The organism is Pseudomonas sp. BSw22131 (assembly GCF_026810445.1).
Taxonomy (GTDB): domain Bacteria; phylum Pseudomonadota; class Gammaproteobacteria; order Pseudomonadales; family Pseudomonadaceae; genus Aquipseudomonas; species Aquipseudomonas huanghezhanensis.
Genome location: NZ_CP113949.1, coordinates 3,640,620 through 3,653,909 on the forward strand (window position 1 = coordinate 3,640,620; position 13,290 = coordinate 3,653,909).

Consider the following 13,290-nt stretch of genomic DNA (forward strand, 5'->3'; position numbering starts at 1 on the left):
CGCCTTGACAGGCTGTTTGAGTCGGGTAGCACCGAGATTCCATTAGCCACGCCCCCTGACACCGGGCCAACGAAGAACTTTGAACCATGGCTACTATTCACGTAGACGGCAAAGCGCTTGAGGTCGATGGCGCAGACAACCTGTTACAGGCGTGTCTGTCGCTGGGCCTCGACATCCCTTATTTCTGCTGGCACCCGGCACTTGGCAGCGTTGGCGCCTGTCGCCAGTGCGCGGTCAAGCAGTACACCGACGAAAACGACACCCGTGGTCGTATCGTCATGTCCTGCATGACCCCTGCCACCGACGGCAGCTGGATTTCCATCGAAGACGAAGAAGCGAAAGTGTTTCGCGCCAGCGTCGTCGAATGGCTGATGACTAACCACCCGCACGACTGCCCGGTCTGCGAAGAAGGCGGTCACTGCCACCTGCAAGACATGACAGTGATGACCGGCCACAACGAGCGCCGTTATCGCTTCACCAAACGCACGCACCAGAACCAGGACCTCGGCCCGTTCATTTCCCACGAGATGAACCGCTGCATCGCCTGCTACCGCTGCGTACGTTTCTATAAAGACTACGCCGGTGGCACCGACCTGGGCGTTTTCGGCGCCCACGACAACGTGTACTTCGGTCGCGTTGAAGACGGCGTGCTGGAAAGCGAGTTCTCGGGCAACCTCACCGAGGTCTGCCCGACCGGTGTGTTCACCGACAAGACCCACTCCGAGCGCTACAACCGTAAATGGGACATGCAGTTCTCGCCGAGCATCTGTCACGGCTGCTCCAGCGGTTGCAACATCAGCCCGGGTGAGCGTTATGGCGAAATCCGCCGCATCGAAAACCGCTACAACGGCTCGGTGAACCAGTACTTCCTGTGTGACCGTGGCCGTTTCGGGTATGGCTACGTCAACCGTGAAGACCGTCCTCGCCAACCGATGCTGGCCGACGGCAACGTCAAGCTGAGCCTCGACGCTGCGCTCGACAAAGCAGCTGAGTTGCTGCGTGGTCGCAACATCATCGGCATCGGTTCGCCCCGCGCCAGCCTTGAAAGCAACTTCGCCCTGCGCGAACTGGTCGGCGCCGAGCACTTCTACTCCGGCATCGAAGCCGGTGAGCTGGAACGTATTCGCCTGATCGCCAAGGTTCTGAAAGACAGCCCGCTGCCGATTCCGACAATGCGTGAAATCGAAGAGCATGACGCTGTCTTCATTCTTGGCGAAGACGTGACGCAAACCGCTGCGCGCATGGCCCTGGGCTTGCGTCAGTCGGTCAAAAACAAAGCCGAAGACATGGCCGCTGCGATGAAAGTCCAGCCATGGCTCGACGCTGCAGTGAAGAACATCGCTCAGCACGAGCTCAACCCGCTGTTCATCGCCAGCCTGGCTGAAACCCGTCTCGATGACATCGCCGAAGAATGCGTTCATGCAGCGCCTGAGGATCTGGCCCGGATCGGCTTCGCCGTTGCACACGCCATTGACCCAAGCGCACCTGCTGTCGTCGGTCTGGACAGCGAAGCGCTGGAGCTGGCGCAACGTATCGCAACCGCCCTGCTCGACGCCAAACGCCCGCTGATTGTCTCCGGCAGTTCACTGGGTTCCAACGCGCTGATCGAAGCGGCCGCCAACATCGCCAAGGCGTTGAAGCTGCGCGACAAGCAAGGCTCTCTGACGTTGATCGTGCCGGAAGCCAACAGCATGGGCCTGGCCCTGTTCGGTGGCGACTCGCTGGATGATGCGCTGCAAGCGGTGATTTCGGGCAAGGCCGACGCGCTTGTGGTACTGGAGAACGATCTGTTCACCCGCGTTGATGCTGCAACGGTCGATGCTGCGCTGAAGGCTGCGAAGGTGGTGATCGTTGCCGATCATCAGAAGACTGCAACCTCAGACCGCGCCCATCTGGTGCTGCCGGCTGCAAGCTTTGCCGAAGGTGACGGTACGCTGGTCAGCCAGGAAGGTCGCGCCCAGCGCTTCTTCCAGGTTTACGATCCGACGTATCTGGACGCCAGCATCAAGATTCACGAAGGCTGGCGCTGGCTGCATGCCCTGCGCGCCACCCTGCTGAATCAACCGGTGGACTGGACTCAACTCGACCACGTGACCGCTGCCGTTGCCAAGAGCAACACGCAGCTGGCGGGCATCGTCGGTGCCGCACCGTCTGCTGCGTTCCGCATCAAGGGCTTGAAACTGGCCCGCGAACCGCTGCGTTACAGCGGCCGGACCGCCATGCGCGCCAACATCAGCGTGCACGAGCCACGGACTACGCAGGACGTCGACTCGGCGTTTTCGTTCTCGATGGAAGGCTATTCGGGCTCGGTCGAGCCGCGCCAGCAAGTGCCATTCGCCTGGTCTCCGGGCTGGAACTCGCCACAGGCTTGGAACAAGTTCCAAGACGAAGTCGGCGGTCACTTGCGAGCCGGCGATCCGGGCGTGCGCCTGATCGAAAGCAGCGGCGACAATCTGAGCTGGTTCAGCAACGTGCCGCGTGCTTTTGCGCCAGCGCAGGGCACCTGGCAGGTCGTGCCGTTCTACCACCTGTTCGGCAGCGACGAAATGTCCTCCCGAGCGGCTCCGGTTCAGGAACGCATCCCTCAGGCTTACGTCGCTCTGGCCAAATCCGAAGCGGATCGCCTGGGCGTCAATGAAGGTGCTCTGCTAAGCCTCAACGTTGCGGGCCAGACTTTGCGTCTGCCGCTGCGCATCAATGAAGAGATGGGCGCGGGACTGGTTGGTTTGCCATCGGGTCTGGCGGGCATTCCTGCGGCCGTATTCGGCAAAACCGTGGACGGTCTGCAGGAGGCAGCGCAATGACGTGGTTCACCCCTGAAGTGATCGATTCGATCATCGCGGCCCTCAAGGCAATCGTGGTGTTGCTGGCCGTTGTGGTCTGCGGCGCGCTGCTTAGCTTCGTCGAACGCCGTCTGCTGGGCTGGTGGCAGGACCGTTACGGTCCGAACCGCGTCGGACCGTTCGGCATGTTCCAGATTGCTGCCGACATGCTGAAGATGTTTTTCAAGGAAGACTGGAACCCGCCCTTCGTCGACAAGGTGATCTTCACTCTGGCGCCGGTGGTCGCCATGAGCGCCCTGTTGATCTGCTTCTCGATCATCCCGATTACCCAGACATGGGTTATCGCGGACCTGAACATCGGCCTGCTGTTCTTCTTTGCGATGGCTGGTTTGTCGGTCTATGCGGTGCTGTTCGCCGGTTGGTCGAGCAACAACAAGTACGCCTTGCTCGGCAGCTTGCGAGCCTCGGCGCAGACCGTGTCTTACGAAGTGTTCATGGGCCTGTCACTGATGGGCATCGTGGTTCAGGCCGGTTCGTTCAACATGGGCGACATCGTTGCCTACCAGGCGGACAACCTGTGGTTCATCATTCCCCAGTTCTTCGGCTTCTGTACGTTCTTTGTCGCAGGCGTTGCAGTGACTCACCGTCACCCCTTCGACCAACCGGAAGCAGAGCAGGAACTGGCCGACGGCTACCACATTGAATACGCCGGCATGAAATGGGGCATGTTCTTCGTCGGTGAATACATTGGCATCATCCTGATCTCGGCGTTGCTGGTGACGTTGTTCTTCGGTGGCTGGCACGGCCCGTTCAACATCCTGCCGCAGCTGTCTTTCATGTGGTTTGTACTGAAAACCGCGTTTTTCATCATGATCTTCATTTTGCTGCGGGCCTCGATCCCTCGTCCGCGCTATGACCAAGTGATGGATTTCAGCTGGAAATTCTGCCTGCCGCTGACCCTGATCAATCTGCTGGTGACCGCTGCGATCGTGTTGTTGAACACGCCAGCGGGCTCGGTTCAGTGAGGATTTGACCCATGTTCAAATATATTGGCGACATCATTAAGGGTACCGGTACCCAGTTGCGCAGCATGGTCATGATCTTTGGTCATGGCTTTCGCAAGCGCGACACCCTGCAATACCCGGAAGAAGCTGTTTACCTGCCGCCGCGCTACCGTGGCCGTATCGTCCTGACCCGCGACCCCGACGGCGAAGAGCGCTGCGTGGCCTGCAACCTGTGCGCCGTGGCCTGCCCGGTGGGTTGCATCTCGCTGCAGAAAGCTGAAACCGAAGACGGTCGCTGGTACCCGGACTTCTTCCGCATCAACTTTTCGCGCTGCATCTTTTGCGGTCTGTGCGAGGAAGCTTGCCCGACCACTGCAATCCAGCTGACGCCGGATTTCGAGATGGCTGAGTTCAAACGTCAGGATCTGGTGTACGAGAAGGAAGATCTGTTGATCTCCGGCCCCGGCAAGAACCCTGATTACAACTTCTACCGCGTTGCGGGTATGGCGATTGCTGGCAAGCCCAAAGGCTCTGCGCAGAACGAAGCCCAGCCGATCAACGTCAAGAGCTTGCTGCCTTAAGGAAGAAAGATGGAATTCGCTTTCTATTTCGCATCCGGTATTGCTGTTGTGGCCACCTTTCGGGTGATCACCAACACCAACCCGGTGCACGCCCTGCTCTACCTGATCATTTCGCTGATCGCCGTGGCCATGACCTTCTTTGCTCTTGGCGCACCGTTTGCCGGTGTGCTGGAAGTGATCGCCTACGCTGGCGCCATCATGGTGCTGTTCGTGTTCGTGGTGATGATGCTGAACCTGGGCCCAGCCTCGGTGCAGCAAGAACGCGACTGGCTCAAACCCGGCATCTGGCTTGGGCCCATCCTGCTGTGCGGTCTGCTGTTGGCCGAACTGCTGTATGTGCTGTTCGCCAACCCGACCGGCGCCGGTATCGGCCATACCACTGTTGACGCGAAAGCAGTTGGCATCAGCCTGTTCGGCCCTTACCTGCTGGTGGTTGAACTCGCCTCGATGCTGTTGCTTGCCGCAGCGGTGACGGCGTTCCACCTCGGCCGCGAGGCGAAGGAGTAAAGCCATGAATGCAATCCCTCTCGAACACGGGCTGGCAGTCGCCGGCATCCTGTTCTGCCTCGGCCTGGCGGGCCTGTTGGTACGCCGCAACATACTTTTCGTGTTGATGAGCCTGGAGATAATGATGAACTCTGCCGCGCTGGCTTTCGTCGTCGCGGGTAGCCGCTGGGCGCAACCAGACGGTCAGATCATGTTCATTCTGGTGATCAGCCTTGCCGCTGCCGAGGCCAGTATCGGCCTGGCGATCCTGCTGCAGCTGTACCGCCGCTTCCACACGCTCGATATCGATGCTGCCAGCGAGATGCGCGGATGAACCTACTCTTTCTGACTTTCGTATTCCCCCTGATCGGTTTTCTACTGCTGTCGTTCTCACGCGGCAAATGGTCGGAAAACCTCTCTGCCGTGATCGGTGTCGGCTCCATTGGCCTATCGGCCATCGTCGCCGCCTACGTCATCTGGCAGTTCAACGTTTCGCCTCCTGAAGGCGGGCACATGACCCTGGTGCTGTGGCGCTGGATGTCGGTGGACGGCTTCGCGCCCAACTTCGCGCTGTATGTCGATGGGCTGTCCATCACCATGCTTGGCGTCGTGGTCGGCGTGGGCTTTCTGATTCACCTGTTCGCGTCCTGGTACATGCGCGGTGAAGACGGCTACTCGCGCTTCTTCGCGTACACCAACCTGTTCATTGCCAGCATGCTGTTCCTGATCCTGGGCGATAACCTGTTGTTCCTGTACTTCGGTTGGGAAGGCGTGGGCCTGTGCTCGTACTTGTTGATCGGTTTCTATTACAGCAACCGCAACAACGGCAATGCCGCACTCAAAGCGTTCATCGTGACCCGTATCGGCGACGTGTTCATGGCCATCGGTCTGTTCATCCTGTTCCAGCAGTTGGGCACTTTGAACATTCAGGAATTGCTGGTGCGTGCGCCCGAGCACTTCAAGGTCGGCGACTTCTGGATCGTGCTGGCGACGCTGATGCTGCTGGGCGGCGCTGTCGGTAAATCCGCGCAACTGCCGCTGCAAACCTGGCTGGCGGATGCGATGGCCGGTCCTACACCGGTTTCGGCACTGATCCACGCAGCAACGATGGTAACGGCGGGTGTTTACCTGATCGCCCGTACTCATGGCCTTTTCGCCCTGGCGCCGGACATCCTGCACCTGGTCGGTATCGTCGGCGGTGTGACGCTGGTGCTGGCGGGTTTTGCCGCGCTGGTGCAGACCGATATCAAACGTATCCTCGCCTACTCGACCATGAGCCAGATTGGCTACATGTTCCTGGCGCTGGGCGTTGGCGCTTGGGAAGGCGCGATCTTCCACCTGATGACCCACGCCTTCTTCAAGGCGCTGTTGTTCCTTGCATCCGGTGCGGTCATCGTTGCCTGCCATCACGAGCAGAACATCTTCAAGATGGGCGGCCTGTGGAAGAAACTGCCGTTGGCGTACGCCAGCTTCATCGTCGGCGGCGCCGCACTGTCTGCCCTGCCACTGCTGACCGCAGGTTTCTACTCAAAGGACGAAATCCTCTGGGAAGCCTTCGCCAGCGGTCATGATTATCTGCTCTACGCCGGCCTCCTCGGCGCGTTCATGACTTCGCTGTACACCTTCCGCCTGATCTTCATCGCCTTCCACGGCGAAGCGAAGACCGAAGCGCATGCGGGCCACGGCATTGCACACTGGCTACCACTGGGCGTGCTGATCGTGCTGTCGACCTTCATCGGGGCGTGGATTCATCCACCGCTGGCCGGCGTGCTGCCACAGAGCGTCGGACATGCAGGCGGCGAAGCCAAGCACAGTCTGGAAATCGCCTCGGGCGCTATCGCGCTGGCTGGCATTCTGCTGGCAGCGTTGCTGTTCCTGGGCAAGCGTCGCCTGGCCACGGCCATCGCCAACAGCGGTCCGGGTCGTTTCCTTTCTGCCTGGTGGTTTGCGGCGTGGGGCTTCGATTGGGTCTACGACAAGCTGTTCGTCAAGCCGTATCTGGCGATCAGTCACCTCCTGCGTGGCGACCCGCTCGACCACACAATCGGTGTAATCCCTCGTCTGGTCAAAGGCGGTCATGTCCTGATGAGCCGCACCGAGACCGGTCAACTGCGTTGGTACGCCGCTTCGATCGCCGCAGGTGCCGTTCTGGTACTCGGCGCGATTGTGCTGGTCTGATGAGTCGATCTGACATGAACCTTGCGAATTTGCGAAAGGAATTGAGCCCGTCATGATTCTGCCTTGGCTAATCCTGATCCCCTTTATCGGCGGCCTGCTGTGCTGGCAAGGTGAGCGCTTCGGCCCTACCCTGCCGCGCTGGATTGCGCTGTTGACGATGTCCCTCGAAACGGCTTTGGGCCTGTGGCTGTGGAGCACTGGAGACTTCAGTTACGCACCCGCTCCCGGCGCCGATCCTACGTGGGCCCTTGAATTCAAGCACCTGTGGATCGAACGTTTTGGTATCAGCGTTCACCTGGCGCTTGATGGCCTGTCGTTGCTGATGATCCTGCTGACCGGCCTGCTCGGCGTGCTGTCGGTGCTGTGCTCGTGGAAGGAGATTCAGCGTAACGTTGGTTTCTTCCACCTCAACCTGATGTGGATCCTGGGCGGTGTGGTTGGCGTGTTTCTGGCCATCGACCTGTTCATGTTCTTCTTCTTCTGGGAAATGATGCTGGTGCCGATGTATTTCCTCATCGCGCTCTGGGGTCACAGCTCGGCAGACGGCAAGAAAACCCGGATCTATGCAGCAACCAAGTTCTTCATCTTCACTCAGGCCAGCGGCCTGATCATGTTGGTGGCGATCCTGGGTCTGGTGCTGGTCAACTTCAACCAGACCGGCGTGATCACGTTCAGCTACGCCGAGTTGCTGAAGGCCAAACTGTCCAGCGGCACTGAATACATCCTGATGCTGGGCTTCTTCATTGCCTTCGCGGTGAAGCTGCCGATTGTGCCGCTGCACTCCTGGCTGCCGGACGCTCACGCTCAAGCGCCTACTGCAGGTTCGGTCGATCTGGCCGGTATCCTGCTGAAAACCGCTGCCTATGGTTTGCTGCGTTTTGCCCTGCCGTTGTTCCCCAACGCATCGGCGGAATTTGCGCCGATTGCGATGACCCTTGGCCTGATCGGTATTTTCTACGGCGCATTCCTGGCGTTTGCGCAGACCGACATCAAGCGCCTGATCGCGTTTTCCAGCGTCTCGCACATGGGTTTTGTCCTGATCGGCATCTACTCAGGCAGCCAGCAAGCGCTGCAGGGTGTCGTCGTTCAAATGCTCGCTCACGGCCTGTCGGCGGCGGCGCTGTTTATTCTCAGCGGCCAGTTGTACGAGCGCCTGCACACCCGTGACATGCGCCAAATGGGAGGATTGTGGAACAAGATTGCTTATCTGCCAGCGATCAGCCTGTTCTTTGCCGCCGCGTCACTCGGGCTGCCAGGCACCGGTAACTTCGTTGGCGAGTTCCTGATTCTGTTAGGTGCTTTCGTCGCGACGCCTTGGATCTCGGCCATCGCGACGTCTGGTCTGGTGTTTGGCTCGGTCTACTCGCTGATCATGATCCATCGCGCCTACTTCGGCCCGTCCAAATCGGATGACGTCTTGAAGGGTATGGATGGACGGGAATTGACGATGGTGCTCGGTCTGGCGGTGTTGCTGGTTCTGCTCGGGGTTTACCCGCAGCCGATCCTCGACATGTCCGCCGCAACCATGCACGGCGTGCAGCAATGGCTCGGCACCGCCTTCACTCAACTCGCTTCGGCCCGGTAAGAGCGCTATGGACCTGACGATTCAACACTTTATTGCGCTGGCGCCGCTGCTGATTACCAGCATCACCATTGTTGTGGTGATGCTCGGGATCGCATGGCGTCGCAATCACTCCCAATCATTCCTGCTGACTGTTGCAGGACTCAACCTGGCCCTGCTGTCAATCTATCCGGCCCTCAAGGTCGCGCCGCTGGTGGTGACGCCCCTGCTGCAGATCGACGCGTTCGCCTGTTTGTATATGGCGATCATTCTGGTTTCCACACTGGCTTGCGTCACCCTCGCTCATGCGTATCTGGGTGAGGGCAAAGCCGGTTATCCCGGTAACCGCGAAGAACTTTACCTGCTGATCCTGATGGCGGCTGCTGGCGGGCTGGTGTTGGTAGCGGCGCAGCATCTGGCCGGGTTGTTCATCGGCCTGGAACTGCTGTCGGTGCCGGTCTACGGGCTGGTGGCGTATGCATTCTTCAACAAGCGCTCGCTGGAAGGCGGTATCAAGTACATGGTGCTGTCAGCGGCAGGTTCTGCTTTCCTGCTGTTCGGCATGGCATTGCTCTACGCAGACGCGGGCACGTTGAGCTTCAGCGGTATCGGCAAGGCGATTGAAGCCACCGGCATGCCAAGCACGCTTGCATCGCTGGGCCTGGGCATGATGCTGGTGGGTCTGGGCTTCAAGCTCTCGCTCGTACCTTTCCACCTGTGGACGCCGGACGTGTACGAAGGCGCGCCTGCTCCAGTCGCCGCTTTCCTCGCCACGGCCAGTAAAGTGGCGGTGTTCGCGGTAATGGTGCGGTTGTTTCAGATCTCGCCAGCGGCCAGCAGTGGCGTGTTGACGGATGTGATGTCTGTTATCGCGGTGGCTTCGATTCTGGTGGGTAACCTGTTGGCGCTCACGCAGACCAACCTCAAGCGCCTGCTGGGTTATTCGTCGATCGCGCACTTCGGTTACCTGATGATCGCGATGGTGGCGAGCAAGGGCATGGCGGTTGAAGCCATCAGCGTTTACCTGGTGACCTATGTGCTGACCAGCCTGGGCGCTTTCGGTGTGATCACGCTGATGTCGTCGCCTTACAGCGGTCGTGACGCTGACGCGATGTTTGAATACCGAGGCCTGTTCTGGCGTCGTCCGTACCTGACTGCGGTGTTGACGGTCATGATGCTGTCGCTGGCGGGTATTCCGCTGACGGCGGGTTTCATCGGTAAGTTCTACATCATCGCGACGGGCGTCGAGTCGCACTTGTGGTGGCTGACCGGATCGCTGGTGGTGGGTAGCGCGATTGGTGTTTTCTACTATCTGCGCGTGATGGTGACGCTGTATTTGCAGGATTCGAAGATCCAGCGCCACGACGCCCCGTTCAACTGGGCGCAGCGTGCGGGTGGTGTGATGCTGTTGGGGATTGCGCTGCTGGCGTTCTTCCTCGGGGTTTATCCGCAACCGCTGCTGACTCTGGTGCAGCACGCCGGCTTGTGATGGATCTCTGAGGTACAAAAAACCCTGCGCTTTAGCAGGGTTTTTTTGTGGGCGTTTTTCGGGGGCTTTGGGATGGGGGTGTACATCCGTTTGCGCAGGTGGCGCTGACTCACCTTTGCCCCCGTTACGGCCCGTTACTTTGTCCTGGCAAAGTAACCAAACCGTTTCGCTTCAGTGTCCAGCCCGCCAAAGTCGCACTTTGTGGCGCTCAGGAAATCTCGGTACGGCACGCGCCAAAGCCAAAGCCAAAAAGCTACCCCGGCAACCGAGGGGGCTTCTTGGCACTGGTAAACAAACCCCAGGTCGACATGAACAAGGCGGCAATCATCGGACCGATGACAAATCCGTTCAGCCCAAACACCGCCATCCCGCCCAATGTGGACATCAGAATCAGGTAATCGGGCATCCGCGTGTCTTTGCCCACCAGGATCGGACGCAGGACGTTATCCACCAGACCGATCACGAACACGCCGAACAGACCCAGCACTACGCCTTGCCAGATCATCCCGCTCAGCAGGAAATACGCGGCCACCGGAGCCCAGACGATGCCCGCCCCCACCGCCGGTAACAGCGACAGAAAGGCCATCAACACTGCCCACAGTAACGCACTGGGAATGTCCAGAATCCAGAAGATCAAACCACCCAATGCACCCTGAGTGATTGCGACCACCACGTTGCCCTTCACGGTCGCCCGCACCACGCGGTTGAACTTGAGTTGCAGCCGACGTTTTTGCGGCTCGGCCAAGGGAAACGCCACCCGGATCTTGCGCACCAGCTCCTGCCCGTCTCGCAGAAAGAAGAACAGCAGGTACAGCATGATGAAGAAGCTGACCACAAAATCGAATGTCCCCTGCCCAAAGCTGAAAGCCTGAGTAGCAAGGTACTGACTGCCTTGCAACGCGCCCTTGGCCACTTTGTCGCGCAGGCCTTCAAAGTCCCCCATGCCCATGCGGTCCATCAAATGCTGCACCGGCGATGGAAGCAGTACCTTGAACTCGGCCAGGTATTTAGCGACATCGTACTGCCCGCTTTCGACACCTTTGTAGAGCGCGGCACCCTCTTGAACCATCAAGGCACTGATGATGATCACTGGCAGGATCGCAATCACCAGACAGATAAGCAGCGTGCACAACGAAGCGGTGTTTCTTTTCCAGCCAAACTTCGCCAATAAACGGCGTTGCAACGGCGCAAAGATGATCCCGAGGATTACCGCCCAAAAAACTGCTCCGTAAAACGGCAGCATGATCCAGATAAAAGCGATGGTGACCAGCACCAACAGCAGCATCAGTGTTTTGTATTGAAGCGTGGTTTCGTTCATTTCTCTTCCGTGTCCATCGAGCCGCACTTTGCGCGCGTCTTGATGCTTAGTCCGCCATTCGCAACAGGAGTGCCACCGCGTATGCGCTGAGGAAGGGAGAGATCACTTACCTGATGCCAAACGAAAAAAAGGGCAAGGCGTGAACCATGCCCCTCTAAAGATGAAGAACTGAACGATCAGATGCGGAACTGTCCGACCAGCATGCCGAGACGCTGGTTAAGGTCCGCCAGTTGCCGCGACGTGTTGGCGCTGTGGCGGGTCTCATCGGCCACGTTTTCCACCGCAACCGCAATCTGATGCACGCTGCGATTGATCTCCTCGGCAACGGCAGTTTGCTCTTCGGCGGCGCTGGCAATCTGCGCGTTCATGGCGTTAATCGTGCCGATCAACTGGCCGATGGTGTCCAGCGACGCCCCGGCTTCGTTGGCCTTGGCCGAAGTGCCATCGCCAGCTTCGCTGGAACGACGCATGGCCTCCACTGCGCCGTGGGTTCCTTGTTGCAGGCGGGTGATCATGCCCTGGATTTCCTGGGTGCTCTGTTGGGTGCGACTGGCCAGCGCGCGGACTTCGTCGGCGACTACCGCAAAACCTCGACCGGCCTCACCTGCGCGCGCTGCTTCAATGGCGGCGTTGAGGGCTAGCAGATTGGTCTGTTCGGCGATGGAGCGGATAACCCCCAGCACACCCACGATAGACGTGACGTCGTTTTGCAGGCTGTCCAGCGAGGAACCACTATTGCGAATGTCGCTCACCAGCGCGTGGATCTGCTGGATGCTGCCATCAACCACTCGCTTGGCCGCCTGCCCCTCTTGGTCGGTCTGCTGCGCGGCAACAGAGGCGCCTTGAGCGCTCTTGGCGACTTCCTGCGCGGCAGCGGACATTTCATTGATGGCCGTGGCGACCTGATCGGTTTCGTGCCGTTGCCGCTCCATTGCCTGTTCAGAGCGTTGAGCCTGGTCAGAAACTTCACTTACCAGGCCGGTCAGTTGGGTGGTCATTTCAGCAATCTGCCGGACCAATCCATGAATCTTGTCGACGAAACGATTGAAAGACCCCGCCAGATCGCCCAGCTCATCGTTGCTGGTGACGGCCAGGCGCCGGGTAAGGTCGCCTTCACCCGCGGCGATATCGTCCAGGTTGGCCTTCATGAGGTGCAGCGGCCGGAGGATGCTGGTGGCGGTCCAGATGCCCAGCACTGCTATCACCAGCAACACCAGCGCGGTGATGCCAACGATGCTGATGAGGATGTCGTGCACACGCTCGTTCACGTTTTTCTCGACCTCGGCCACCTTCGCGTCGATTCCTTCCAGATTGACAGAAGAGCCAACCACCATGTCCCATTTGGCGAGGTATTCGGAGTAACCCAGCTTGGGTACAAGCGCTGTAGTACCTGGCAAGGGCGAGGAGTATTCGAGGTAATGCGTGCCCGCTTTCCCCACATCGACCAGCCCCATGTTGACGTAGACGCCATTCGGGTCGCGGGCGTCCTTGAAGCTTTTGCCGATGCCGTCGGGGCTGCTGCCTTTGAACAGCCTGACCGCTTGGGAGTCGTAGCCAAAAAAGTAGCCGTCTTTGGCGTAGGACACTTGTGATAGCAGCTTTATCACCTGCGCTCGAGCGTCCATATCACCCGGCGCCGAGGCGTCATAGAACGGCTTGATCGTGCCTATGGCGACCGCGACGTAGCTGCGCAGTGTTTCCTTGGCTTCGGCGAGCAGGTGTTGACGCGTGTCGTCGACTTCACGTTTGGCCTGGTCGCGGAGCATATAAACGGTGCTGGCGCTGATGATTACGGCGAACAGCAAAACCGGCAGGACTGCCAGCGATAACAACTTGGCCTTCAGATTCAGACGCATAAGTACCGTGACCTTTTTTATTGTGTGCTTAACG

10 protein-coding genes and 1 pseudogene are annotated in these 13,290 nt (G+C 59.2%); 8 read left to right on the forward strand and 3 right to left on the reverse strand.

Annotation, left to right across the window (positions count from 1 at the left end):
- The first annotated feature begins 86 nt into the window (after window positions 1-86).
- The 8 genes from nuoG to nuoN are packed head-to-tail and all read left to right on the forward strand — an operon-like array spanning window position 87 to window position 10,082.
- The gene (gene nuoG / locus OYW20_RS16345; protein ID WP_268796990.1) at window positions 87-2,804 is read left to right on the forward strand and encodes an NADH-quinone oxidoreductase subunit NuoG; all 2,718 of its coding nucleotides are present in this window, start codon (window positions 87-89) and stop codon (window positions 2,802-2,804) included.
- Window positions 2,801-3,808 (forward strand): NADH-quinone oxidoreductase subunit NuoH, encoded by a 1,008-nt coding sequence (gene nuoH, locus OYW20_RS16350; RefSeq protein WP_268796991.1) that lies wholly within the window; start codon window positions 2,801-2,803, stop codon window positions 3,806-3,808. The genes nuoG and nuoH overlap by 4 nt, the downstream gene beginning before the upstream one ends.
- 11 nt (window positions 3,809-3,819) lie before the next feature.
- A complete protein-coding gene (gene nuoI, locus OYW20_RS16355; protein ID WP_268796992.1) occupies window positions 3,820-4,368 on the forward strand; it encodes an NADH-quinone oxidoreductase subunit NuoI in 549 nt (182 codons plus the stop codon).
- 9 nt (window positions 4,369-4,377) lie between these two features.
- A complete protein-coding gene (gene nuoJ / locus OYW20_RS16360) occupies window positions 4,378-4,875 on the forward strand; it encodes an NADH-quinone oxidoreductase subunit J (protein ID WP_268796993.1) in 498 nt (165 codons plus the stop codon).
- Window positions 4,876-4,879: 4 nt separating this feature from the next.
- Window positions 4,880-5,188, forward strand: coding sequence for an NADH-quinone oxidoreductase subunit NuoK (gene nuoK, locus OYW20_RS16365; RefSeq protein ID WP_268796994.1), 309 nt, complete (start codon window positions 4,880-4,882; stop codon window positions 5,186-5,188).
- Window positions 5,185-7,032 (forward strand): NADH-quinone oxidoreductase subunit L, encoded by a 1,848-nt coding sequence (gene nuoL, locus OYW20_RS16370; protein ID WP_268796995.1) that lies wholly within the window; start codon window positions 5,185-5,187, stop codon window positions 7,030-7,032. The genes nuoK and nuoL overlap by 4 nt, the downstream gene beginning before the upstream one ends.
- 52 nt (window positions 7,033-7,084) lie before the next feature.
- Window positions 7,085-8,617: an NADH-quinone oxidoreductase subunit M gene (gene nuoM / locus OYW20_RS16375; protein ID WP_268796996.1), complete on the forward strand. Its 1,533-nt coding sequence runs from the start codon at window positions 7,085-7,087 to the stop codon at window positions 8,615-8,617.
- Window positions 8,618-8,624: 7 nt separating this feature from the next.
- On the forward strand, window positions 8,625-10,082 hold the full coding sequence (gene nuoN, locus OYW20_RS16380; RefSeq protein ID WP_268796997.1) for an NADH-quinone oxidoreductase subunit NuoN: 1,458 nt from the start codon (window positions 8,625-8,627) through the stop codon (window positions 10,080-10,082).
- A gap of 253 nt (window positions 10,083-10,335) precedes the next feature.
- Here nuoN and OYW20_RS16385 read toward each other — a convergent pair whose 3' ends face one another.
- The 3 genes and pseudogenes from OYW20_RS16385 to OYW20_RS26350 all read right to left on the reverse strand — a co-directional run.
- Window positions 10,336-11,400 carry an AI-2E family transporter gene (locus OYW20_RS16385; RefSeq protein WP_268796998.1) on the reverse strand — a complete coding sequence of 355 codons (1,065 nt, stop codon included), beginning with the start codon at window positions 11,398-11,400 and terminating at the stop codon, window positions 10,336-10,338.
- A gap of 176 nt (window positions 11,401-11,576) precedes the next feature.
- Window positions 11,577-12,398 (reverse strand): methyl-accepting chemotaxis protein, encoded by an 822-nt coding sequence (locus OYW20_RS26345; protein ID WP_408005522.1) that lies wholly within the window; start codon window positions 12,396-12,398, stop codon window positions 11,577-11,579.
- Window positions 12,399-12,482: 84 nt separating this feature from the next.
- Window positions 12,483-13,256 (reverse strand): annotated as a pseudogene (locus OYW20_RS26350) (cache domain-containing protein); the annotation flags it as partial.
- Window positions 13,257-13,290: the final 34 nt, after the last annotated feature.